Annotated in this window: 23 protein-coding genes and 1 pseudogene; 15 read left to right on the top strand and 9 right to left on the bottom strand. The window is 63.0% G+C overall.

The features are described 5' to 3' along the window. Positions 1-7 precede the first annotated feature (7 nt). A complete protein-coding gene (locus ABSL23_RS05720; RefSeq protein ID WP_353635016.1) occupies positions 8-1,225 on the bottom strand; it encodes a transposase in 1,218 nt (405 codons plus the stop codon). 330 nt (positions 1,226-1,555) lie between these two features. On the opposite strand from ABSL23_RS05720, the gene ABSL23_RS05715 reads away from it, so the two are divergent. Both ABSL23_RS05715 and ABSL23_RS05710 read left to right on the top strand, forming a co-directional pair. Continuing rightward, positions 1,556-2,527, top strand: coding sequence for a phosphoadenosine phosphosulfate reductase family protein (locus tag ABSL23_RS05715; RefSeq protein ID WP_353635015.1), 972 nt, complete (start codon positions 1,556-1,558; stop codon positions 2,525-2,527). Between the two features lie 233 nt (positions 2,528-2,760). Further along, positions 2,761-3,135 (top strand): hypothetical protein, encoded by a 375-nt coding sequence (locus tag ABSL23_RS05710; protein ID WP_353635014.1) that lies wholly within the window; start codon positions 2,761-2,763, stop codon positions 3,133-3,135. 47 nt (positions 3,136-3,182) lie between these two features. Here ABSL23_RS05710 and ABSL23_RS05705 read toward each other — a convergent pair whose 3' ends face one another. The 3 genes from ABSL23_RS05705 to ABSL23_RS05695 form a co-directional block, all read right to left on the bottom strand. After that, positions 3,183-4,457, bottom strand: coding sequence for a transposase (locus tag ABSL23_RS05705; protein ID WP_353635013.1), 1,275 nt, complete (start codon positions 4,455-4,457; stop codon positions 3,183-3,185). Beyond that, on the bottom strand, positions 4,454-4,834 hold the full coding sequence (tnpA, locus tag ABSL23_RS05700) for an IS200/IS605-like element ISHhu1 family transposase (protein WP_059058417.1): 381 nt from the start codon (positions 4,832-4,834) through the stop codon (positions 4,454-4,456). The genes ABSL23_RS05705 and tnpA overlap by 4 nt, the downstream gene beginning before the upstream one ends. 1,003 nt (positions 4,835-5,837) lie before the next feature. Continuing rightward, complete coding sequence (locus ABSL23_RS05695) at positions 5,838-9,476, bottom strand: hypothetical protein (RefSeq protein WP_353635012.1); 3,639 nt, start codon at positions 9,474-9,476, stop codon at positions 5,838-5,840. Between the two features lie 308 nt (positions 9,477-9,784). Between ABSL23_RS05695 and ABSL23_RS05690 the strand changes: the two genes are divergently transcribed. The 3 genes from ABSL23_RS05690 (at position 9,785) to ABSL23_RS05680 (ending at position 11,394) form a co-directional block, all read left to right on the top strand. Next, complete coding sequence (locus tag ABSL23_RS05690; RefSeq protein WP_353635011.1) at positions 9,785-10,150, top strand: hypothetical protein; 366 nt, start codon at positions 9,785-9,787, stop codon at positions 10,148-10,150. Continuing rightward, on the top strand, positions 10,147-10,716 hold the full coding sequence (locus tag ABSL23_RS05685; RefSeq protein ID WP_353635010.1) for a hypothetical protein: 570 nt from the start codon (positions 10,147-10,149) through the stop codon (positions 10,714-10,716). Before ABSL23_RS05690 ends, ABSL23_RS05685 begins: the two co-directional genes overlap by 4 nt. Positions 10,717-10,797: 81 nt before the next feature. Next, on the top strand, positions 10,798-11,394 hold the full coding sequence (locus ABSL23_RS05680; RefSeq protein WP_353635009.1) for a helix-turn-helix domain-containing protein: 597 nt from the start codon (positions 10,798-10,800) through the stop codon (positions 11,392-11,394). A 246-nt stretch (positions 11,395-11,640) separates the two neighbouring features. On the opposite strand, the gene ABSL23_RS05675 is transcribed toward ABSL23_RS05680, so the two are convergent. Next, positions 11,641-12,147 carry a twitching motility protein PilT gene (locus ABSL23_RS05675; RefSeq protein ID WP_353635008.1) on the bottom strand — a complete coding sequence of 169 codons (507 nt, stop codon included), beginning with the start codon at positions 12,145-12,147 and terminating at the stop codon, positions 11,641-11,643. After that, entirely contained in the window at positions 12,144-12,515 is a 372-nt protein-coding gene (locus tag ABSL23_RS05670) for a UPF0175 family protein (protein ID WP_353635007.1), read from the bottom strand. Before ABSL23_RS05670 ends, ABSL23_RS05675 begins: the two co-directional genes overlap by 4 nt. 156 nt (positions 12,516-12,671) lie before the next feature. Between ABSL23_RS05670 and ABSL23_RS05665 the strand changes: the two genes are divergently transcribed. Continuing rightward, entirely contained in the window at positions 12,672-13,079 is a 408-nt protein-coding gene (locus tag ABSL23_RS05665; protein ID WP_353635355.1) for a hypothetical protein, read from the top strand. Between the two features lie 974 nt (positions 13,080-14,053). Continuing rightward, positions 14,054-15,001 carry a transcription initiation factor IIB family protein gene (locus tag ABSL23_RS05660; RefSeq protein ID WP_353635006.1) on the top strand — a complete coding sequence of 316 codons (948 nt, stop codon included), beginning with the start codon at positions 14,054-14,056 and terminating at the stop codon, positions 14,999-15,001. A 218-nt stretch (positions 15,002-15,219) separates the two neighbouring features. On the opposite strand, the gene ABSL23_RS05655 is transcribed toward ABSL23_RS05660, so the two are convergent. Next, positions 15,220-15,828 (bottom strand): hypothetical protein, encoded by a 609-nt coding sequence (locus tag ABSL23_RS05655; protein ID WP_353635005.1) that lies wholly within the window; start codon positions 15,826-15,828, stop codon positions 15,220-15,222. Positions 15,829-16,190: 362 nt separating this feature from the next. Here ABSL23_RS05655 and ABSL23_RS05650 point away from each other — a divergent pair, with 362 nt between their 5' ends. The 3 genes and pseudogenes from ABSL23_RS05650 (at position 16,191) to ABSL23_RS05640 (ending at position 17,498) form a co-directional block, all read left to right on the top strand. Continuing rightward, positions 16,191-16,646: a type IV pilin gene (locus ABSL23_RS05650; protein ID WP_353635004.1), complete on the top strand. Its 456-nt coding sequence runs from the start codon at positions 16,191-16,193 to the stop codon at positions 16,644-16,646. 383 nt (positions 16,647-17,029) lie between these two features. Further along, positions 17,030-17,272 (top strand): annotated as a pseudogene (locus ABSL23_RS05645) (hypothetical protein); the annotation flags it as partial. Further along, positions 17,250-17,498: a hypothetical protein gene (locus tag ABSL23_RS05640; RefSeq protein ID WP_353635003.1), complete on the top strand. Its 249-nt coding sequence runs from the start codon at positions 17,250-17,252 to the stop codon at positions 17,496-17,498. The pseudogene ABSL23_RS05645 and the gene ABSL23_RS05640, both read left to right, overlap by 23 nt. Positions 17,499-17,590: 92 nt before the next feature. Here the strand turns inward: ABSL23_RS05640 and ABSL23_RS05635 are convergent, their stop codons facing one another. Next, positions 17,591-17,833, bottom strand: coding sequence for a helix-turn-helix domain-containing protein (locus tag ABSL23_RS05635; protein WP_353635002.1), 243 nt, complete (start codon positions 17,831-17,833; stop codon positions 17,591-17,593). A gap of 239 nt (positions 17,834-18,072) precedes the next feature. Here ABSL23_RS05635 and ABSL23_RS05630 point away from each other — a divergent pair, with 239 nt between their 5' ends. Further along, positions 18,073-18,474 (top strand): hypothetical protein, encoded by a 402-nt coding sequence (locus ABSL23_RS05630; protein WP_353635001.1) that lies wholly within the window; start codon positions 18,073-18,075, stop codon positions 18,472-18,474. Positions 18,475-18,624: 150 nt separating this feature from the next. On the opposite strand, the gene ABSL23_RS05625 is transcribed toward ABSL23_RS05630, so the two are convergent. Then, positions 18,625-18,924, bottom strand: coding sequence for a DUF3892 domain-containing protein (locus tag ABSL23_RS05625; RefSeq protein ID WP_353635000.1), 300 nt, complete (start codon positions 18,922-18,924; stop codon positions 18,625-18,627). A 246-nt stretch (positions 18,925-19,170) separates the two neighbouring features. Here ABSL23_RS05625 and ABSL23_RS05620 point away from each other — a divergent pair, with 246 nt between their 5' ends. The 4 genes from ABSL23_RS05620 to ABSL23_RS05605 all read left to right on the top strand — a co-directional run bounded on the left by ABSL23_RS05620 (position 19,171) and on the right by ABSL23_RS05605 (position 23,936). Beyond that, positions 19,171-20,463 carry a transposase gene (locus ABSL23_RS05620; RefSeq protein WP_353634999.1) on the top strand — a complete coding sequence of 431 codons (1,293 nt, stop codon included), beginning with the start codon at positions 19,171-19,173 and terminating at the stop codon, positions 20,461-20,463. Between the two features lie 20 nt (positions 20,464-20,483). Next, positions 20,484-20,786, top strand: a complete 303-nt coding sequence (locus ABSL23_RS05615) for a hypothetical protein (protein ID WP_353634998.1) — start codon at positions 20,484-20,486, stop codon at positions 20,784-20,786. An 826-nt stretch (positions 20,787-21,612) separates the two neighbouring features. After that, positions 21,613-22,791 (top strand): tubulin/FtsZ family protein, encoded by a 1,179-nt coding sequence (locus ABSL23_RS05610; RefSeq protein ID WP_353634997.1) that lies wholly within the window; start codon positions 21,613-21,615, stop codon positions 22,789-22,791. Continuing rightward, positions 22,791-23,936: a tubulin/FtsZ family protein gene (locus tag ABSL23_RS05605; protein WP_353634996.1), complete on the top strand. Its 1,146-nt coding sequence runs from the start codon at positions 22,791-22,793 to the stop codon at positions 23,934-23,936. Before ABSL23_RS05610 ends, ABSL23_RS05605 begins: the two co-directional genes overlap by 1 nt. Positions 23,937-24,021: the final 85 nt, after the last annotated feature.

Raw genomic sequence — 24,021 nt, 5'->3', positions numbered from 1 at the left:
CTATCCACTATACTGTGGAAGGCGTGTAATCGCCATTCCCGTTCAGCGTCCCCGACTTGAGGGCGAGGTGATTGGTCGCCCGTCCAGAACCAGACTTGAGCCGATTCTGGACGTACCTGTGTGCGATATTCCGTGCCGCGTTGTAGTCGGCGTGTAGTTCTTTGCCGCACTTCTGGCAGACAAACTCGTCGCCGTCGCGGTTGTCCTCGTGTGTGAATCCACAGTCGGCGTGACTACAGCGTTGACTGGTGTAGGCCGGATGGACTGACTCGACGGCGATTCCTTCGCTACGGGCTTTGTACTCGGTTTGGCGTTTCAATTCGCGGAACGCCCACTGCTGGAATTTCGAGGCGTTCGAGATACGTTCCCGTATCTGTTCCAAGTCCTCGAAGACGATAACGGAACAGCCCTGTGACACGGCTTCTTCGACCAGTCGTTTCGACGCTTGGTGTAGGAAGTCTTCCGACCAGTTGGCAAAGGTGTCACCGATGGACTGGATGGTTAGATGGGCGCTTCGCGTGCCCTGCTGTTGGAGTTTGGCACGGCGGCGTTCGTACTCGCGGCGTTTGTGATTCAGCAGATCGGCGTTGCCGATGAACGCACCTGTGCTGGTGACGGCCAGATACCCGTCCACGTTCCGGTCTACGCCGAGAACTGTTCGGCTCTCGGCTTCTTCCGACGACTCGTCACGTTCCTGTGTGACGGAAACGTGCAGGTAGTAGGTGTCTGTCTGGCGGTCGTAGCGGAGTTTCGCGCCCTGTTTCTGCCACTCGTCGCTTTCCATGTATTCAGCTTGGGGTGAGTCGTCCGGGTAAACGTACTCGGCGTGAACACGCCCACTGCCGTATGCAGCCAACGAACAATAGCCGTCGAAGTAGCTTATTGCATTGGTGTTGTAGACAGTCGTGTTCGACGTGAACACGGGTTTCGAGGTTTGTTCTCCCTCTTTCATTTTGTCTACGCAACCAGTAAGCGCGTCGGCGGCATGGTTGACAGCGGCAACCGTCAAATCGGAGTGTAGCCCTGTGTCTTCCCGTATCTCGTCGTAGACGAGCGGCTGAAGTCGAGAGCGCGACGTTATCACGTACCCGTCGTCGTCGCCGTCCCAGCCCCGGTCGGCAAACAGCTGTACGGCGTCCTGAAACGTGTTCATGGTACGCTTCAGGTCGTCGCGCCGCTCGTCGGGAACGGAGAGCTTGACGACAGCGGTACGCTGAATCTCCATCTACATACCACAAGTGACACTGTTTATATATAAGTGATTGGGAGTTGGCCGGGCTGTTGAGTGTTGTTTGATTCTCGGAGCTTACGCGATTCCCGCCCGCCGTGAACGGCGGGACTCCCTCGCTGAATTAGGTGGTACCGGGCTTACGCGATTCACGCCCGCCGTAAACGGCGGGATTCTCTCGCTGAGTCAAGATAGACGCATCCCTACTCACCGACTGTTTCACGTCGAATCCGCCGGTGACGAGCGGCCACAGCAAGGACAGAGCGCGTCCCTCCGCGACGGGTTTCAGAAAATACTTGCGGGAAGCGTGGCTCGGCGTAGCTATCCATGTCCCAATCGTTCCCGGAGTACCTCGACGTCGACTACACGGACGGCGACGGCGAAACACCGGAGGACTACCCGACGCTCGAAGACAAACTCGAGAAGGCCATCGAAGTCACCCGCGAGGGCCTCGAAGCGTACGAGAACCCCGCCATCATGTGGACCGGCGGCAAAGACTCCACGCTCACCCTCTACTTCGTCAAGGAAGTCGCTGACCGGTTTGACCTTGAGGTGCCGCCGACGATCTTCATCGACCACTTCCAGCACTTCGACGAACTCCACGACTTCGTCGACCGCTGGGCCGACGAGTGGGACCTCGACGTCATCTACGCCCGCAACAACGACGTCGGCGACTACGTCGACGAACACGACCTCGAACCCGGCGACGACATCCCGATTGCGGAGCTCTCCGAGCACAACCAACACCACGTCCGCGACATCCTCGAATACGACGAGGAATCGTTCCCGTTCCTCCTGGACACCTACGTCGGCAACCACCTCCTGAAAACTGTCGCGTTGAATGACGCGCTCGAGGAGCACGACGTCGACGGCATCCTCAGCGGCATTCGCTGGGACGAACAGGAAGCCCGCGCCGACGAGACGTTCTTCAGCCCCCGCCACGATCCCGACGTCTACCCGCCCCACGACCGCATCCAACCCATCCTCCAGTTCGACGAAGCCGCCGTCTGGGACGCCTTCTGGTTCTACGTCGTCCCCGAAACCGTCGACGAGTACCCCGACGACGGCTACGTCCCCCAGTCCTTTGAGGACCTCCCGAACGACCTCACGCACGAGGACATCCCCGTCTCCCCCAAATACTTCAAGGGCTTCCGCTCGCTGGGGAGCGAGGTCTCCACGGACAAGGCCGCCGACGAGCCCGCCTGGCTCCAGGACCTCGAGAATACGACCGAGCGCGCCGGCCGCGCCCAGGACAAAGAAGACCTCATGGAGCGCCTCCGCGACCTCGGCTACATGTAGCACCTCCCGCTGCACTCGGATTCCCCGCCCACGGTCGCCGCAAGCACGAGTGGCACCCCATCACAATCGCGCTGTCCGTTCGACGGGCAAATCCCAAAGCGAATCGCATAGCTCTTCGGCTGTTCGTGTGCGCCGCTCTGAACGCAGAGGGTTCGACTGCTGGGAGGCGGCGACTCCATCTCGAATTGGTGACGCCACGCTTATTCGTGTGTAGGTCCTACACATAGCGTGTGATGTCGGAGGAGAAAACCCGCGTCGACTTCAACGCACCACGGTCGCTCGTCGAGCGGGCTGACCGGGCCGCCGACCTCCTCGATATCTCCCGAACGCAGCTCCTCATCGATGCCCTCCAAGACGAACTCGCGGAACTGACGAACAACGACGAGTTTCGGAATCGCTTGGAGCAAGCCTACTACGATGGCCGAGCGGACTACCAGACGATCGAGGACCTCCTCGGCACGGAAGCGGCGATGCGGGTGAAACTCCTCCGTGACTCCATCGATCGCGCACCACCCGAGCCCGTCCTCGACGACGAGCTTCCCAGTGACGACGAGTTCTACGAAGGGGAGGTCGAGACGTGGTCAGACAGCGACGAGTCGGACGCTTGACATCCTCCCCGCGCTAAAGCGCGAGGATTCCTCCGTTGGGGGTTCGGCTACCGACCCACGGAGGCAACTTGCGGGTTTGTGCGCGCTTCTTTAGGACTTTCGTGAGGGTGTGGTTGCCCCGACCACTCGTGGTCGTCCCACTCGAATCGCACGGGCCGTGCCATCGGCCTGACTTCCGTATCGCTGCTTTCTCGAAGGAACGTCTCTGACGCCGTGAGGTCTGCGTGTCCCTCGAACCCACACGGACACGTCAGCGTATCCTCATGGCGAACCGTCTCCTCGTGGTCGCCACACTCGGGACACGTTTGACTCGTCCACGCTTCCGACTCGACTTCGAGGCTGATGCCGTATTCCTCACAGACACATGTGAGACGGTGGATGAACTTTTTGAACGCCCAGAAGTTGTGCGTCTTCTCGTTCACCCTGACCGACCAGTGCGTTTCCAGCACGTCGGTCAGGTCGCCCACGTACACCGTCGCCACGCCCTCGTCGTACAGCCGTTCAACGAGGTCGCGTACCAGCGCGTTCTGTGCGTGGTCACGGCGCTTCGTCCGCTGTCGGTACAGCCGTCGAATCCGCTTGGAACTGTAGCGTCCCTCGCGGAGTTTCGACTGTAGACGGGCGATTTCGTCTGTCGTCTCGCGGAACCGTCCGAACAACTCCCGACCGTCGTAGAGGTACTGGTTCCCAGTCGTCGTGGAACAGGCGACGAGGTTGTTTGCGCCAACGTCGAGGGCGGCCTCTTCGGAGGCCAGTGGTGAATCCAGTCGAGAATCAGGTACGGTGACTGGTTGGAAAGCCCTGAACGTGTCGCTCACCCCGTCGTACTCAAGTTCCAGACGACCCTGTTTGCCGTCCCACTTCGGGTTGCCGCGGACTTCGAGGCGGAGTCGTTCGTGGTAGCCGAGTCCGTATTCGTCTTTCAGCTCTTGCCCGACAGGAATTTCGAGACGGCTACGGTTGCCCCACTGAATCGTGTACTGGTTGTTTCGGATGTAGGTGCGGAGTTCTCGTCCGTCCTCTTCGTTGCCCCAGTACGACGGTGGGTTAGCGTCCTCGCCGTTCTCTTTGAGCGCGAAGAACGACCGCCACGCTTCGCTGTTCTTGCGCGTGACCTGTTGGACAGTCGCGCTTCCGACGACACCGTTGTAGCGTCCTCGATACTCGGAGGTGTCCCACACGTCGCCGTCACCGAAGTAGTTCTGACGACGTTCGTAGGTGAGTTCGTTCCACAGGGAGGCGGAGGCGTCGAGTAGCCGTAGAAGGCACTCTTTGTCGTTCTCGGTCTGTGGCACGACCTCGAAGGTGTTGACGCGCTTCATTCGTCACCACCTTCCTGTTCAGCGATGTACTGTTCGACAGCGCCCTTCGAGGAACTACCCGCCGTACCGACGTAGTACGAACGAGTCCACTTCACGCGGTCGTCGTAGCGTTGGTTGTACTTCCGCGCTGAGATGCCCTTGACCCAGTTGACGATGAGTGACGGGGCGTTCTTCGGTGGACTTCCGATGAACAGGTGTACGTGGTCGGGCATGACCTCGGACTCGGCCAGTTCGAGGTCTTTGTCCTCACAGATTTCCGTGAAGATGGTTTCGAGACGGTCCTTCGTCTTCCCCGTCAGGTGCGAACGCCGATATTTCGGCACGAACACTATGTGGTAGTAGAGTTCGTATTTCGCGTGACGGGTACTCTTTACCATCTATGTATACTATCATGGTCGGACGGCTTAAAAATTGCGTTGGAACCTCGTCTGTGCCATCGTCGGCGGTTGCACACTGTTGGTCGGCTTCATCCCCGCCCTGAACGGCGAGGCTTTCGCCTCGAATTTTCCGTAATACGCCCATCGAACGCGCTGTGGCGACGACTACAGAGAAGAGTCCTCCGCAAAGAACCCCTCATGCATCGTCTGTAGTTCTGCGGGCGTCGACGGCCGGGTTGGTCGTCGGCATTCGTCCCATTCGGAACCAGGGAGAAGCGGGGCAGTGTAGGGCCGGACTGGTGGGCTTGGGTGGTCGGAGCGGTTCGACACGGAGAGCAGCGTGGTGAGCAGCGACTCGGCAACGGCGTGGATAGACGCCAGAATCGGGGTTTCGGCGTGAGTCGTGGGTGGCTTCTCTCGGAGGGTGTGTTCCGATGTGGCCAGCACTGCAACCGGCGCTCCAGCATTCCGAGCGAAACCGTGAGCGACCGCGACCGGCGCCGGCACGTGTTTCCCCTTCGACGTGTGGTACAGAGTCACGCCGTCTGGCGGTTTGCGGGTCGCCGCTCCCGACTGTTCGAGGCGTCGTCGACAGCCGCCTGCTCGCGCGAATCGGCTCGCTGTCCCTGGCTTTTGGCGATGCTCGGCCACACAGCGGGGCGCCACACGCATGATACGATTCGGAGATGTTCCGCGATGCGTACCCACGACAGCGACGGTACAGAGTCAGCCCGTCGGGCGATTCGGTCGTCTCGCCACCAGCTATTCGTTTACTGAGACGCCCTCACCAGGCCGTTCTAACCCGTCGCGACAGCCCGTGAACCCCTGCCTCTATCCCCCGCCACTCACCGCTTCTATCCATCGCTCACGCGCCATCCGAATCGTGGTCGTCCACACAGTGTTTGGGCGTGTTCTTGCGGACTACGGCGTCTCTGTAGTCCACCAGCCTGGCCACCGGTTGTCGTAGCCAGTCGAGGGCGCCCGGTCACCCGACTGGAGGCGGTCAACCGGGCCGAGGTTCGTCGAGGAGCGTGTCGCGGGCGTATTCGAACGTGTAGACGTCAGTTAATCCGGGCGTGTCAAGGCTGTATCTGCGGGGGGCCATGTTTTCGCTGTACGTACGAGGCACACGAGGGTCACCATCTGGGGGGTCGTGGAGCGCGCGGAGGAGGGAGGCGGCGTCGCTGCGGGTTTTGACGAGCCACCACGCCTGCTGGGGGTCGCGGGCGGCCATCTGGTCGAAGTCGCGGGGGATGGCTTCACCACGGTCGTTGTTGATGCGTTCGGCTTCCAAGGTCGCCACAATCGTGTCGTCGTCGGCGAGGACGGCAGCGTCGAGCCGGCCGTCCTCGACGCCGTAGTAGCGCTGGACGCGGTCGCCGGGCTGGTCGGGGCCGACCAGCTCTTGGGCGAGGAGGCGGGCGCCGACGTCGACCATGGCGACGTGGAGACTGGATTCGGAGAGGTCCCCAGTCCCGTCGCCATGCGCAATGCCTTCGCGGTGGCCGACGTCGATCACGTCCCGGCCCTCTGGGGTGACGGTGTACAGCTTATGGGGACGGCGACAGTCCACGCGGAGGAGACCGTCGTCGACCAGTGCGTGGACGTCGTCGGTGTCGATGCCGACGTACGCCTCGAGGTGGGTCATGGAGTCCCAGACGATGTCGTACTCCAGTTCGGGGTCGAAGCGCTGCTGGTGAGCCATGTAGACGGCCGTAAGGAACCGCAGCTGCGCGTCACTGTAGTCGGTGGCGGCGCGTTCGCCGCTCGTGAGCGTCAGGTCAAGCGAACAGATGGGGATGTTCGCGCGATCAACCTCCTCAAGGGAATGATGGCAGTTGATGGCGCGACGCATCCCCTCGGGCGTCGACGGGTATTTGGTGTCGTCGTCCCCGCAGGTCTCGCAGACGATCGGGTACGGGGGTTCGTCGACGTACGTGAGACACTCCGGAAAGCGCTCCGTATGCGGGATAGTGGCGGTCGCAGCGGGGCGCGTCGAGCCGGTCGCGTCGCCGGCGTCGACGGCCGCGGGCTCCGTACTTCCGCTGGCGGCACGGCCGACAGGAACGCCGTACTCGTCGCGGGTGCGGGTTTTCGCCGTCTGGAAGGCGTCGTCGAAGGCGCGGCTAGCGCGCCCGGTCAATGGCGCGTCACTCTCGGGATGGCCGGGAGGGAGCGGCGGCGACGTCACGTGGAAGGGGCGTGGCTGCTGTTCGGCGAACGGCGCCGCGGGGCTGACGAGCCAGTCGCCGCGCTGGAGGTCGTGTAGCCGCGTTTCGATGCGCTCAGCCCCGTACTCGCTGGTGGCGAGGCGTTCGGTGAGGCGGCGGTCGACGCCGATCTGCCCGGTGATGATGGTGCCGACGTCGTTCAACAGTTCGGCGTACACCCTGGGATGGGAGTCACGCAACTGTTCGGGGAACTGCATCGCCAGCGTCACGCCGAGGTCGAAGCCGCGACCCTGCGAGAGCAGCGTGTCGAGGATGCCAGTCGTCGCAAGGTCGGCAGCCTCCTCGATGTAGCAGTTCACGATCGGGAGGTCCTCGCGTTCTGTCGTGGCCTCGCGGCGCTGAAGCGCACGCCACAACTGGGAGAGGATTGCCACCGCGAGCAGCGTCCGTGACCGTTCACCGTACCCCTGGAGGTCGAAGATGATGAGGCAGTCCTCGTCGAGGATGCGCCGGAGATCGAACTGCTCGTCGGCGTGCGCCTCGAACAGTGGGGCGAGGCGGGCGTCGTTGGTCGCAGTCCCGATCCGGCGGGTGGCGGCGCTCATGATGCTGTCGAACGTGTTGGGGTTGTTCGCGGCCGTGCTCGCGAGCTTCTGGTGGAGCGTGCCATCCGAGACCGGCGGTGGATTCCGCGTTTCGTGGAACTGGGTGGCCGCCGCCAACAGTTCTTGTTGGCTGATGCTCTCACTACCATGCACGGGGTCGAACCGCGCGCGCACGAGCTGCTGGATGACCTCGACGGCGGCCTCGGCGCTGTAGAACTGCTCGGCGCCCATGGCGGCGGCGAGCAAGTCAATATAATGTTCGGCGACCGTATTCACCGCCCACTCGCGGTCCAAGCCCGCGTCGAGCAGTGGCTCAATCGTCAGGAACGGCAAGGCGGGCAGGTACTCCGTGCAGTCGAAGTAGTGGACGTCTTCGAGCGTGTCGTAGCGCGCGTAATGAGTTTTCGCGTATGCTTCGGGGGCGTCGTCGCCCTTCGCGTCGATGTAGACGGTGGCGCCGTCAGTGGCGGCGTGGTTCGAGAGCTGCATACGCTGGCCGACGGCGGTTTTGCCGGCGCCCGTCGACCCGAAGAGTGCGGTGTGGAGCGGCTGCACGGTCGGTGGTAGGGAGAGCGTTGCGTCCAGCGTCGTGCGATCGGCGGTTTTGGGATGGCCGACGGTCATGCCCGGTTCGTCGAGGTAGCGTTCGAGAATGGTCCGAGGTGGGAGTTCGATGCCCGTGCGGTCCTCGGGCGTGGGTTCGAGCGCGCGACTGGTAGCGGGACCTAATGAGGGACCGTCGACGACACAGAACGACCCCACTGCGGCGGGGTCGGCGACGATGGCTGGACTGGCGTTCTCGACCCACGGCAGAATGTGTTTGCGACGGCTCGGACTTGTCTTGGTCGTCCGCGTGCAGACATCTTCGAGGAGGTCTCGAGCGTCGTCGCTTCCTGCTGGATACGTCGTGGGTGTGACGCGGTAGTGGTCGCCGCGAACTGCTTGAAAGCCCGCTGTAATCGCGTCGATGGTCGTGTTAGTGGTCGCCGACTCGGGGGCGACGGCCACCGCGCGGGCGTTGACGACGAACGACTGCCGCGTGTCGACCGCGTGGAGGGCTTCGATGCGGCGGGCGTTCGACGGCGCCACCGTCGAGTCCTCAACGCGGCGGCGCGCGTTCCGCCCGGCTGGCGTGCCGGGTTCTCGACGACCGGCGTGCTGGCCGGTCTCCGAGTCATGGCGGCGGTACGAGGGAGACCGTGACGTGTCGTGGTCGGTGGCGTCCGTAATCGTGTCCGCGATGCCGCCGAAGATCGCCTGCCCGAGCTCGTGGCGGCGCAAATCACCGTTTAGTTCGAGGTCGATGATGCGGTCTTCTTTCCGCTGTGTCCAGTCGGCCTTCGGCGTGAAGAGGAACTGGACGAGTGTGGGGGCGTCGGTCGTGGCGAGGCCATCTAAGAGGTCCGCGAGCGGCCAGTCGCCCTCGTGGTCGCCGGCGAACGACTCCAGGGCAGGGAGTGGTGTCTGCCAGTCGTCGGGGCGGTCGCCGACGCCCTGCCACTCGACGCCCGCGACCGCATAATCGTCAGCAGCGTCGTCGGCGGTCAGTTTGGGTGGACTGTCGAGGCCGAGTGCCTGCTGGTAGGAGGTCGTGGTTTCGACGAGGTCGACGGACGCCGGCAGGGCTTGGCGGAGCGTGCGTTTGACCGGCTGAAGGTCGTCGCCGCCGACGTACCAGTCGATGTGGCGGTCGCCCGTCGGGCCGGTGTCGCCGGTCGCGACGAACAGCCACTCGTACGTTGGCGTGTCCTTGGTGGTGCGGTGGAGCCGCGTGATCGAGCGGGCGACAGCAGCTGGTTGGAGCGGGTCGGTGCTGGGCTGGACGTGGAGGTACTGGCGGTCGGTCGTGAACTGCTCGGGGGGCATGCGTGACGGGCAGAGGGCTGGGTTGTAGGCGCTCTGCGTGTGTGGTGATATGGCACGATACAAGTTGTAAGTTGGTGGAACTTTGGCTGCTGGCGTCTTAACCAACAGAACGGGGATAAACCGCCGTTTGTTGGTTAAGCACGGGCGTGCACGCACTCGTCCGCAGCGCCGTCGTCAATAACGGCGTCTGCTGTCGCAGGGACCCGTTACAACCGAATGCGGCCGCGGTCTCCGCCCGCATATCGATGTGCAAGCTGTATGCATGCGCCGAAACGATTATCAATCTATGTGCAGAAGACACACATAGTATGAGTGCAAGCGACGAGCCGCGACGCGTCCACTTCCAATCCCCGGAGTATCTCGTCGAGCGGCTCGACGCCGTCGCCGAGCTCTTCGACACCGATCGGACGGACCTGCTCGTCGAAGCGATTCGCGACTACCTCGAAGACACCGCCGACAGCGAGACGTTCCAAGAGCTGGTCGCGACAAAGTACTACGACGACCAGCTCGAGTTCGAGACCGTCAAGCAGCTGGTTGGCACTGAAACCGCCCAGCGGCTCCGCCTCCTCAAAGCGGATCTCGACGACGAGCCACTCGATCTCGAGGCTCCCGAGGACGTCGACATCTACGACGACAATACGACAACGGTCGATACCAGCGACGACGAGCGATGAGCGGCCGGCGACTGCGTACGGTCGTCGCCGACACGAGCGCGCTCGTCAGTCTCGCGGTTCCCCGCGCCGACGCGGCCGTCGACACTGACACTCCGGACCCGTTTCAGTATCTACTTACCTCGTGTGAGGTGTTCGTGCCGCCAGAAGTGGTCGCGGAACTCCGTGACATCACGCAGTACCAAGACATCCACGCCGCGGCTGCGAACAACGTCCTCGCGGCCCGTGGCCACTACACGGTCGAGGACCCCTACGAACGCGAGAATACACCAGACTCCCGGCCAACGTTCGGCCTCGACGACGGCGAAACCGACGGGATCGTCCTCGCGAACGCGCTCGGGGTCGATGGGGTTCTCACCGACGAGTTTGGCGGGACGAACTTCCCATTGATTCACGCCGTGCTGCAGGGCCCGCGGATCGTCCCGACGCCGCGGCTCATCGTCGACTACGCCCGAAACGGGCATCTAAGTGCCGAAGAGGCGCGAACGCTGATCACGGCGATCAGCCCGCATCGGAGCTGGGAGCACAGTCCCTACGTCACGCAATTACTCCACCGTCTCGAAGAGTAACTAGCCTCCGAGTGGCGACGCCGGCAGAGTGACCCAAACACCCTTTACTGTTTCGCTGTAACCTGTAATCAAGACCGAATCGTGTCACGCACCTCAAACCGCGCCGACGGCGACATCGTCCAGGACTTCCTCTCGGTCGCCGATCTCCTCGAGGAGCCACAGCTGGCCCAGCTGTACGCGTACCTCGCCCGGGAGAGGGAAGCGACCGTCCAGGACGTAATGGACGACCTCGAGCTCGCACAGGGAACCGCTTACAGCTACGTCAACCGGCTCGTCGACGCCGGCGTCGTCGACGTCACCGACGACGAGCAGCCGCGCCGGTACGCTGCTCGGGAGATCAACCTGACCGTGACGACCGCCGCGGGCGACCGCGAGTACACCATCACGCCGGCGCTCATCGACGCCGTCGGCCGCCGCGAGACGGACGCCGACATCGACACCTACAGCGACCGCCACGGCGTCGCCGGCCTCGCAACAGCGCTCACCTACGCGATTGCTCGGGAGCGTGGGGAAGTAACCCACCGGCTGATGGCGGAGGATCTGGACGTCTCGCCGCTTGCTGCGGAGCTGATCCTCCAGGCGCTCCGGCCCGTCGTCCACGAACATTACGAGATAGAGGAGTCAGGGGCGGGACTCGACGAGTTGGACATCGACGGCGACGGCGCTGACGACGCGTGAGCTAGCTCCACATCGCCGACACCGGCCTGTTCGTCGCGATGGGACAGCCCTCGAACAGTCGGTACCAGGCTGTTCGGCGGTTCGCTCGCCGGAACGACGTCACCTTCGTTCTCCCCGAACGGGTGTACGAGGAGCTGACCGTCGACGACCCCGACGTCGAGGTGCCGCCCGTCGATTTATTGCGTGGCTTGGGAAATCCGAAGGAGACAATCCTTAGGCCAGACACGGTAGATCTGAGGTCTGTACTTAGCGGTACTCGTCGATAGTGCGGTCGGGGACGTAGTAGTCATACTCGTCGATCCACGTCTGAAGCCAGTTGTCGGCTGTCGCTTCGGTGATACGGCCGGCATCGAGCGCGGTGAGGAGAACGCCGACGGAGCCGACGACGGTGACGCCCTGTTGTTTGGCGAAGGTGCGGGCGTCGCCGTCGTCGGTCAACAGTCTGCCGTCGTGGGTGTCTGCGAGTGCGAACGCTTGGGCTTCGCCTGGATCGAGGCGACTTCGGACGACATCTTCGCGGTTTGCGACCGTCTCAGAGATGGGGGTAATGGGGATGGTGTCGTGGAGTGCGTCGAGTGCGGGCTGGAGATACGGGTGGGTCTGGACGCCGGCGTCAAGTTCGTGTTCGACTTCGGGGACGGCACAGATGCCGGCGAGGTCAGCGACGAGGTCGATGCGGTCGATGGCGGCGAAGTTCGAGAGAACGGTCGTGTTCAGGACGCTCGGACTAGTGGGAACAGTGTCCGCCGTCATTCGGACTCCGACCCGTCTTCACCTGCGTCGTCTGTGTCAGCGTAGTCGAGTTCTTGGGCGGCTTCGACTTCGTATTCGGCGTCGGCTTCGTCGGCGAGGCCGAGGCGGAGTTCGACGCCGTGGTCGCGGAGAATGTCTCTCATCTCGAATCGGTTGACGCCGGCGAGGCGGGCGGCGTCGCCGAGCGTGATGGTTTCGCGCTGGTAGAGTGCGACGGCAGCAGTGACGCGTTCCTCGTCGTGGTCGTCGAAGTAGTCGCGGGCGAATTCTCTGAGGGCGTCGCTCTTGCCGCTGAAGACGCCAGCTTCGACCGCGCCCTCGATGAGCAGGTCGAGGTCGTTGGGATACGATCCGGTAATGCGAGCCATTAGTCTGATCGAAACTACGCATTCATACTATTTATGAATTCGGCTGCCAGGTGAGTCTCTGGGTTTCGTCACAGGGTATTACTGGTGCCCTTCGCGCCCGCTGACTGTTGTCGGCTAGAAACCGCGGGACGATAGCGACTTTTTCGTACTTGTGAGCTGGTCCGTGTATGGGTTGTACGTCCCGACGTACGCCAGTATCTGTTGCCCATCGAGGAGTCCCTTAGCACCGTCAACGCCGCGATCGACGAGGACTGGGCGACGGTTGCGGCACCACTGGAGTTCTCCGAACCGGTCGTCTCGCGGGTGATGGATGGCGTCCAGCGGTACATCGCGAACACCGACGACCGCCCTGCCGACGAAGTCGAACGCGCCGACGCTGCCCTCGCCGCCCTGGCTGCCCAACACCTCAGTGCGGGAACGGCGACCGAGGTGTACATCTACACGACCGACATCGCGGCCGGCGAAGGCGCCGAAACCGTCCTCGCGAGTGAGGGGTACGGTGACTCGATGACGTTCGTGAACGGGTTCCGGTTCATCGAGGACCTAGTCGCCGATAACAGCTGACTGATTGCTAGTCTGATTCGGTGGAAGAGGACACTCGAAAGCCCTCGGCTGCTCGATGTCCCGCGACCGCGCGAGACTCCGTCTCGCTGGCCCTCGTTCGCTGCGCTCACGAGGACGCCGCTGCGCGCCTCGTGACTGCGGTGCTTGCGGGGTCGGGGGACGGCCGAGGCGGCCTCGCCCTTTCTGAGTCCGCCAGGACTGTTGATGGCCCACCGAGCGACGTAGCCGGCTGAACGGGTGCGTACGTGACGGCCCGCCCCGCTCGCCGCTGCCGCCCTCCGCTTGGCTCACGGCTCCCTAGGTCGCCGCTCGCCAGCGCGGCGCTCACGCGGTTCGCGCCGCGCTTCGCTCGCGACCGACCATTCCGGGCGTGCGGGCGCTCTCCGCACCGCCCGCGCCCGTTCCGGGCTAAAGTGCATGTGCCCTCGACGCCAGCGCTTCACCCGTTCGGGTCCTGCGGACCGCGGCTGCGCCGCCCGCGACGGACGTGGTTGCGTCGCGGCGAACGGGGAATGCGCTGGCCGCTCGCTCCGGGCGGGTCGCTGGAAGACTCACTCCGTTCGTCTTCCAAGCCCTGCCTCGCTGCTCGCGGGTCGCAGTGCTCCCCGCTCGCTAGCTCGTGGCCTCCCGCTGGTCGGCCACGCACCGCTCGGCAGGACGGCGCGCGGTGCTGGTTGGGTCTCTTCGTGCGGGCGCGCTCTCGCTCGCGCCCCATGGGGGCGCTCGCGAAGGCGCGAGCGAGAGCGCGCAGACGGCTCTGTCGGTCGGTGCCGTCGAGGAAATCCGCGATGTGGTAGCATCGCGGTGTCGGGCGCTGTGGTGAGCGCCTTCAGAGAACTGCAATGTCAAGTACGGATGCAAGGGCGAAAACGGTTTTGGCGGCACAGACTTCGAACAGTGACGCGCAGCGCCCGGAAGGGGCGGTCGAACATGAGCCGTCGGCGCGTACGGCCTGTCCGGAGTGCAAGGGGCAGGTGGTCACGGAAGACGAACAGTCGTTCTGCAGGGACTGCGGGCTGGTTGTCGCTGACGAGTGGGTCGACCGGGGCCCGTCGCTGACCGACTTGGGGATGGTTGGGGATGCCGAGCAGAGTATCGAGACGGTGGATCCGTTGCGGACGGACAAGGGCCTGCACACGAAGATCGGGCGGAACACTGACGGACACGGCAATCCTCTCAGCAACGAGCAGTGGGAGACGGTCCAACGCCTGCGCAAGTGGCACAAGCGGATGCAGTTCGGTGCGAGCCGGAAGCGGACGAAGCGGCTCAACGAGGGGTTGCGGGACGTCGAGATGATCGGCGGGAATCTGGGCCTGCCCGAGCACGTGGTCAGGCAGGCGGCACGCTATCTCCGGCGGGCGTCGAAAGCGCGGTTACCGGGCGGGCGGATGGCGTGGGAGGCACTCGCGGGCGGCGCCGTCCTGCTGGCCGCACGCGCTGCATCGGTCGACCGGGAGGAGATCGACGTCGGGGTGGCCCGGTACACGAAGGCGCCTCACGAGCGGGTGTGCGCGGCCGGGCGGAAGATCCGGTGTGAATGCGCGGTCGATGCGCCAGTCATCAGGCCGGACGCCGTGATGGCGGTCGTCGAGGCGCTGGATGCGGACGCGATTCGGGGGGCACGAGCCGTGCGGACGTGGCTGTTGGCTCACCACCTGCTGGCGCTTGGCGACGAGGTGCCGGTGGGGCCGGGAACGCCGCGGTCGACGGTTGCGGCGGCGGCGGTGTACGCGGCGGACCGGCTGCTCTCCGAGAAACACCTCACGCAGGGGCAGGTCGCGACGGCGGCAAGCACGGTGGTCGAGACGTCGCGGAATCGGATTGCGCGGTACAGTCGGGAGCTGGTCGACGCCTACGAAGCCGAACACGGGACCACCGAGCCGGGTGTCGGCGTCGCGCACGCACGGGACACCCTGCGCTGAGCAGGCACGGCCCTCCTTTTTTCGTGGTGACCGCCACCCGTGGAGGCCCCGCCGCCCCGCCCACCGCTCCGTGCTCGCTCCCAAGGGTCGCTGCGCGCGCAGCCACAACCTCGCTGAAGCGGCTGGTCGGTGAACCTGCGGAAGTCTCGCTTGGGACGCTGTCGAAAACGGAGTCGAGAACACTCCAGCGCTCGATGCGAGTACGGACACTACAGCCGCTACGCAGGAAGCAAAACCCGCGCCGCTGCTGCCGACACTGTCACTGTCTTCCCTGTTCGCGTCACTGGCTCACCCGACACAGCCCGCAGTACCCCTACGAGTTCGTCGAGATATGCGTCAGACCGCTCTACACGAATCGTCACCGTATCTTTATCCGGATGCTTCGCGCCGCGATTCAACACGTACACCCGAGCGAAAGTCAGTCGCAACGCCTCACCTAGCGCGTCGACAAACGCTGGCAGACTGGTTGTGTCCTGCTTCTCCGTCGCCGTACGCGGCACACCCATAGCGATCAACACACGCGCGAGCACGGCACCATCTGTCGCCGGCCGTGCTTCAGTCGCTCGCTCAGCCGTCGTTTCGTTGACGACATGGTATTCGAAGCCAGCAGTCGAGGCGAGCGTGGCAAAGCAGTCACCGTCGTCATGGTCGAGCGAGAAGTACACGTGCGCGCCACCCTCACCGTGGTTGATGCTGCCGCCACTGAGGGCCCACGCAGCGAGCGCAACGAGCGCCGTCGTTGTTTCGGGGGTGGCGTGGTCGGCAAGCCAGCCGTTCGCTTCGGCGGTTTGAATGCCCCGCACGACGTCGGGGCGACTCTCGTTCATCCATGGCCGGATACGACTACGCGGTAAGTCGAGTCGAGTGGCTACTGCACTGCTCCCACGGTCTGGGTGCTCGGTCGCGTATTCGAGCACGCGCTGGTAGTCTGTAACGCACTCCCACGGGTCGTCGTATCCAGGTGGACGGTACGTTCGGGCGAGCGCTTGCGGTGTAGGGAGGGGCATGCGAGGAATCAGGTGCGATAGTTTTGGTTAGTAACTCGTTAATTGGTGGTGTGCTTTAAGTATGTACGGTTGATACGTGACGCTACGCGCGAATCCAACACGGGGAAACGGAGGGGGCTAGCTCCACAGTTTTGTTCGTGGAGTGCCACCGTATCCCTTTGGGTTGCGTGCACACCAAACATATGAAGAAGATTACACTTGAGATTCCGGATCGCGACGAACGCGGTGTGTCGCCAGTCATTGGGGTTATCCTCATGGTTGCTATCACCGTGATTCTGGCTGCTGTCATCGCCAGCTTCGTCCTCGGCTTCGGTGACTCCGTCAACGAGACCGTCCAAGCAGGCGCGGACGTGAGCGTAAATGACGACGGGACTGCAACTGCGACCTGGATTAGCGAAGGCACCGCAGCTGAGCTGGAAGTGGCGGCAGAGAATGCCGACGGGAATGCCACGCTCGACCAAGTCGGTGACTCCGCAACAATCCAATACGGCGGTACAAACGGTGATATAACCGTTAATAGCACTGAGGCTGGGAACGAAATAACTGTGCAAGTGACGGTTACCGGAATCGGTAGCCAGGGGACGCGAACGGTTATCACGCAGGAAGAAGTCACGCTGGAAAACCAGAGCTCGGCCTAACCCCCCAGCAAACATTCGTATTTTGGCGGCGCTGAACGGTTCTTAACCTGCTTACCCTTGGGAGTGGGGTCTTCAGCGATCCACGCTCGGGTTTACAGTGATCGGTAGAGTTGCGTAGAAAATCAGACAGCTAGTTGTACTTACCGACCTACGGCAGAATCTGTTACCCGTTGCGGCCTTCTACAGAACCGTCGACGCCGCAACCGACGAGAGCTAGGGAACTCGCGCCGCCACGCAAACTCTCCGTGCGTCCCGGCTCGTGGGTGATGGACGGCGTCCAGCGATACATCGCGAATGCCGACCTTCGGCGAGGACGTACGAACTGATAACCAGTGCCGGAGTGCGGTGGCCGGGCCACAACGAACAGCCAGGAGACGGTCTGTGACGAGTTCGATACCGCCTCGCTTAACAATGCGATCACCGCTCGTACCGGCGGCAGAATAATCCCGATCGGCCCGCTCGAACTACAGGTCGCCTACAAACTCTACCTCGGCACGCAGAAGGACGTCGAGGATGCGGTCCACCTGTACACGCTGTTCGAGGAAACACTTAGTGCGTCGCGGCTCGAAACATGGGTGACTCGACTCGGGGTCGAAGACGAGTATGAACGACTCAAACGTGCGTGAGCAGCTCGACGAGAAGCACGAACGCGTCCGTGAGCAGCGCATCGAGGGCGTCAAGCGCTGGGTCGAATACATCCAATCGGAGCCCGTCGACGTGTGGGGACCACAGCAGAACGCGGTTGTGAATGGCCAGCTCGAGGCTGCGCGGGCGGCTGGCGTGTCGGCAGCCCATCAACAGCACGTCGAGGACGTTGCGGCGGACATTCTCGCCGAGCGGGACGACTCGTAGCGCTCGGATGGAGAGACAGCTCGATTGCCTCAGCAGCGGGCTCCGAATGGCCTGCTACACGCGCTTCGCCAGCCGGGAAGCACTACTGTCGCTTACTCGAGCGAGTAGACGCGTTTCCGAGCGTCAGTGAAGGAGAAGCGGGCGGTGACGGCGTCCTGTTCTTCGAGGCGGGTGAGCGCGTACCGGACGGTACGGTCGGGGAGCAGCGTCTCTTCCGCAAGTTCGCTCTGCGTGAGGCCGTCGTTGTGTTCGAGGACTTTCGCGACGAGCTTCGCGCTCGGCGGCAGATCTTCGATCGCCTCAGCCGTCGCCTCGTCCATGTGTCTGGTACTCATACTCGTTCTGTTCGTGCGGACCGTCTTAATATCGACGATTGTCCATATACTACATTATTAAACAGACTAATACCAACGGGCGTGTGATTTTTCGATGGCTCCCCGCTGGATGGTGGCGCAAGCGCTTGCGGGGAACCCCGTACTGACAGCCTTCGGTATGGACGGCTACGGCGGTGTTTTATCGGGCCCCGGAGAGTAGGCGGGGGCTCCCACGAGAGTCCTCACGGAGGTGACTTCCTGTGAGCCACGATCAACGGTCGACGGATGTCTCGATCGACGCGATTCCCATCGACCTCGAAACCACGCAGACGGGCGACGTCGACCTGAGTGACGTGCCCGACGACATCGAATCGATTACGCGTGGGCTCGCCGGCGAGCAGCCGCCGACGAACCCCATCGTGGTGTTGCAAGCGGCGCGCTGGTGGTACCTCCATGGGGAGGGCGGCACGGACCCTGCCTTCCAGTGGGCCATCGAGTGGACGCGGCACCTCGCGACGAGGACGCCCAGCGATGGTCAACAGCGGCATCTATCGCTGGGATCGGACAAACGTCGACCACGCAATCCTCGTCTGGGACCCGCCCGAAGAGCAGAACTCCGACCGCCGGACTGTGCCAGTTTCACTCCACGACGAACTCCGTGAAGGCACGCTCAGAGATATTGGAAAACAAGCGGGCATGAAGGACTTTCAAGAATTCAAAGCGTGGATCGACCGGAACTCGTAGTTCTCCGCGGCAACCACGTTGTCACTTCGTTCGCTCCGTGATGACGGGGGTTTAGCGCCTCAATTCAGCTAAAAGTCCGGTAATTCGCCCAGGTCGTCGCTCGCGATGTCGTTGCCATCAGTCCGAATGTATGTCGTCCCGGCAACGTCTACGGTCTCCACGTCAGCCCCCTTCCGCCACTCCCCATTGCCATCCTGATACGCCGTACAGTAGTCTCGTTGCACGAATAAGCTAAGCAGGAGTGCTGTTCGCGATCTCGTCTGCCGATCAGTCAACTGTGCTCCATCGCCCTCATAGACCCGCACTCGTTCAATCGTGTTGCCATCGTATCGAACGGCAGTAATGGCGTAATCCGGCCATTTGCTCATATCGCAGCGTACGTCGACACAGCGTATAAAGTCCTTTTCGAGAGACGACGGTTTGTCTCAGCTGGGTGCCATCCGCCGCGCCGTGAACGGCAGGGAGCATGTCACAGCGGTAACAGCGCGGAAGCCCACCCCTTCAGGGGTGGGAGGAAGCGCGTACGCTCCGAGCAGCAATCCACCGACTACGGTAGGGCTAACTCCCCAACACCATTCAAAAATATGAATAAAGAGTAGCTACTACTGTGAGGTATGGCGTGGGAGGTAACTCGAACGGTACGGGTTCGCCTTGATGTGCCCGACGACCGCAAGAGCGACCTCCACGCCACCAACAGCAAGTTTCAGTACTGTGCCAACCGCACCGCGGACTGGGCGTGGCGCTATCCTGAGGAGGACTGCGTAACCAGCAAGAGCGAAGCCGAAGCCGCCATCTACGACGATCTACGGGAAGAAACCGACTATCTGCATGCAAACCTCGTGCAGAAGGCTATCAAACGCGCCACCGACGATATTAGCAATTGCGTTGACCGGCTTGCCGAGGGTGAGAACACCAGCAAGCCCCACTACGACACGTTCAGCATCGTCTACGACAAGCGAGCCGCCACCTACTACCGCGACAAGGTGAGCCTCGCCACCGTCAACGGTAGAGTCGAGTGTGAGTACGACCTACCGGAGAATCCCGAAGGCACACCGCACGGCCAGTACCTGCTCAACGACGACTACGACTTCTCAACAAGCACCGTCCACTACGACAGCGAAGCCGACGAGTTCTACCTGCACGCGGCGATGGAACGGGAACTCGACGTTGCCAGTCCTGAGAAAGCCGAGGATTCGAGCGTCCTTGGCGTGGACTGCAACGTCGACGACCACATCGCCGTCACCAGCACCGGCGAGTTCGTCGGCAACGCCGACGACCTCAACCACAAGCGCCGCGAGTTCGAGAACCGACGTGCCAGTCTGCAACAGACGGGGACGCAAAGCGCCCACCTGACCTACCAGCGCATCGGGGATAGGTTCGGGCGCTGGAGTGAGGACTACCTGCATCGGTGTTCCAAACAACTCGTCGCGGAAGCCAAGCGTCATGGCTGCACCCACATCGCGTTCGAGGACCTGGAACAGATTCGAGAGCGCATCAGCGACGGCAAGAAGTTCCAACAGTGGGCCTTCCGTGCGTTGCAGGAGCAAGTCGCATACAAAGCCGAGGAACACGGCATCGTGGTTGAGACAGTCGAACCGTCCTACACGAGCCAGCAATGCTCGAAGTGTGGGTGTACGCTCGACGAAAACCGTGACGGGCAACGTTTCGCCTGCTTGGACTGTTCGTACTCGGTGAACGCCGACTACAACGCGGCGAAAAACGTGGCCCGAAAACTCGCGCTGCAACTCCAGCGGGGGCAGAAGTCCCCCGCTGGAGGGGCGTTCTGTCAGTACGCCCTGAAGTCGGGGATTATGACTGTGAACGCGACTGACGTGGCGTCCGACACACCTGTGTCGGCAGAACGGGAGTCCACCGACAAGCCCACCCCTTTAGGGGTGGGTAGCTGACCGGCATTATCCACCTGCTGTTGGCGCCACAGTTCTACGGCTTCAGTCAGACGCTGGGCGTCCTGTTTGCGCTCAACGGTCTCGGCTTCTTGGGCGGCGTCGGACTATACCTGACACGGTACTGGCGGCGCGAGCTCTACCTCGTGGCGGCCGCCTACGCGTTCGTCACCATCCTCTCGTTTTTCTTCTACGGCGGGTTTGAGGGATTCCTCTCGGCGTTCTACATGCAAGGGTCGCTCAATTGGAACGCGTTGGGCGCAAAGCTCGCTGAAGCCCTGCTCGTCGTCTGCAGCCTCGCACTGTATACAACCGCGGAAACCTGACACGCTTGCTCAGAGGGGGGGGCGTGGCCGTGGATTTGGCGTCGCACTCGCCGTGTGAGCGGAGAACCGGCCACTCAGCGTGACTGCCCCGAACCGGAGGACAAACTGAACTCGCTGTCTCGCAAACGAGACAGTAACTGGTTCGCGAAAAGTTGATAACGATGATGGGGCCAGCATAGATGTGTCTGAAGCAAGCCAACCCGCGTTACAGGACAGAATCCTCCAGTACTTGGACGCCGAGGCCACAGAGGGACGGCTATTTGTCAAAAGTCGCCACATTGCAACCGCTCTCGACGCGTCGGTCAAACGGATCGGGGTTGCAATGGTTGATCTCGAAGCGCGGACGACAGAGTTCGAGTTTGAGCGATGGGGCGGAAGTTCGGATGGGGTAACGTGGGCCATCACCCGACCGCCAAGAGAGAAGTAAAAGTTCTATGATGTAAATACAAACATGTGCAAACTGGGGCGTATCGGACCGCCCGATAGGTTTAATTGGACCGATACAGAATGTGTTCTTGTTGGTTGGAGCCATTGAGCCCGACCGACCTTGGAAGAGGGACATAGGCGCTGTTGAGGGCGGCGTCATCGGTTCTTCCAAGCTTTCCTACACCAGTGCCTAGCAGTGGGGCTCGGAACGGCGAGTCCCGCGAGAACGCACGTGTTTGAGACCGGTGGTTTGTGTCATCTGGTGTCGGCTTCCTCCCCGACCTCAAGGGTCAGGGCATCCGCCTCGGACCGCCTGTGAAGAACCGCCTACAGGAAACCCATCATTGATGTTTCAATACTCGCGGGTTTTAAATATCCATGACGGGATAGAACGACCACCATGAAACTCGCAACGATCGGCGTTGGGAACGCCGGCAGCAAAATCGTCGATCGAATGCTTGAGTTCGAATCCCGAACGGATCGAAACCTCTGCCAACACGTCCACGCCATCAACACCGCGCGAACGGACCTTGCCAAGCCCGACTACATCCCCGAAGAGCGGCGGATCCTCATCGGTGACACGAACCAGAAGGCGAAAGGCCACGGCGTTGGCGGTGACGTCGAAGTCGGCGCCGAAGTCGCCTCGGCCGATATCGAGGAGATTCGTCGCGCGTTCGACGACATCGAAATTCACGAGGTCGACGCGATGCTCGTCGTCGCCGGCCTCGGCGGCGGCACCGGCAGCGGTGGCGGCCCGGTCGTCATCGACGCGCTCCAGGAGATGTACGACGAGCCCGTGTACGGCCTCGGCGTGCTGCCCGGCGAGTTCGAAGGCGGCCGGCCGGCGCTGAACGCCGCGCGGTCGCTGCAGTCGTTCGTCACGAAGGTCGACAACTTCATCGGCTTCGACAACGACGCCTGGCGGGCTCGCGAACAGACGATCGAGGAAGGGTACGAGCAGATGAACCGCGAGCTGGCTGCCCGGCTGGTGACGCTGCTGGCGGCCGGCGAAACGGACGACTCGGAAGTCGCGGAGAACGCCATGGACTCCAGCGACATCATTCGCACCCTCGACACGGGCGGGGTCTCAACCATCGGGTACGCCGCAACCCAAGTGGATAACGAGGCAGGCGAGGGGCTTCTCGACCGGTGGAGCGGCGACCAGACCACCCAGCAAGACGACGGAAGTAACGCAACGAAGATTCAGGGGCTCGTGCGTCGCGCGGTCAACTCCCGACTCACGGTGCCCGCGGAGATCTCCAGCGCCGACCGCGTTCTCGTCGTGGTTTCGGGGCCGCCCAGCGAGTTCTCGCGGAAAGGCATCGAGAGCGCCCGCCAGTGGCTCGAACAGGAGGCTGACACGGTGGAAGTGCTCGTAGGTGACGACCCGCGCAAGCAGTCCCCACAGCTCGCCGCCGCGGTGCTGCTCTCGAACGTCACGGAAACCCCGCGGATCGACGAAATCCAGAACCAGGCCGTCGACGCCCAAGAGAAGATCGCCGAGCAGGAAGCCGTCCGCGAGGAGGAGATTAACGACCTGATCACCGACGAGAACGACGACCTCGACCCGGTTGTCTAATGGAACTCGCACTCGTTGGGGTCGGCGAGACCGGGAGTCGGATCGTCGATCGCATCCTCGCAGTGGAAGCGGAGACGGAGCGGACGTTCAGCCACGGCAACGCGCTCGTCTGCGAGATCTCCCAAACTGTCCCCGACGACCTAGAGATGGTGGCTGACGCGCAGCGGTTCCTGATCGGCGACACCCACCAGGCAGTGGACGAGCAGGGGGTCGACGATCCGGACCTCGCCGTCGACGTCACACGGAACGACCTGCCCGAGATCCGGCGGGCGTTCGACTCGCTACCCATTCATGACTGCGACGGCATCCTCGTCGTCGCCGGGCTCGGCAGTGCCACTGGCAGCGGCGCCGGGTCGGTGCTCATCGAGGAGCTGCAGGCGACGTACGACGAGCCGGTGTATGCACTGGGCGTCCTGCCCGCCGAATCCGAGGGCGGCCAGGCGGCCGTCAACGCGGGCCGCGCGCTCCGCTCGATCGTGCCCGCAGCAGACAGCATGCTCACGTTCGACCGCGAAACCTGGCAGCCCCGCTTGGACGATGCTGGCCACGACGAGGCAACACAGGCGCTCGCAGCGCGCGTCGTGACGCTGTTCGCGGCGGGCGAACTCGACTCCTCGACGGTCGCGGAGAACGCGGTTGACTCCAGCGACATGATTCGCACGCTCGCACCGGGTGGCCTCTCGTCGATCGGGCACGCCGCAACCGAGCTCGAGTCGACGCCGTCCGGCGTCCTCGCTCGGTTGCTCTCGTGGCTCGGCGTTCGCGACGAGACGGAGCCACAAACAACTGACGCCGCGAAAGTCAAATCGCTCGTCCGGCGGGCCGCCAACTCCCGGCTCACCCTCCCCTGTGACATTGCGAGCGCGGAACGCGCGCTAGTCGTGCTCTCAGGCCCGCCACAGGAGCTCTCGCGGCGTGGCTTCGAAAGCGCACGCCAGTGGCTCGAACAGGAGACCGACACCGTCGAAATCCTCGCCGGTGACGACCCCCGGACCGACTCCGAGACCCTCGAAGCAGTCGTCCTCTTCTCGAATGTGACCGACGTCCCACGGATCGACGCCCTCCAGCAACAGGCCGTCGACTACCAAGCCGACCAGAGTGACGAACGCAGTGAGGAGGCGGTGCCGCCCGAAAACCCGGACTAGCGTCGGTGGACGCACGCCAACACAGTGTGTTGGCGGTACAGAAACACCGCTCGTGACTGTCCCGTGTTCGGCTGTCCAGTGCACG

Origin of the sequence: Halobacterium sp. NMX12-1 (assembly GCF_040435975.1) — an archaeon.
Lineage (GTDB): Archaea > Halobacteriota > Halobacteria > Halobacteriales > Halobacteriaceae > Halobacterium > Halobacterium hubeiense.
Note: the sequence above shows the minus strand (reverse complement) of the source record. Positions and strands in the feature narration are given on the sequence as shown.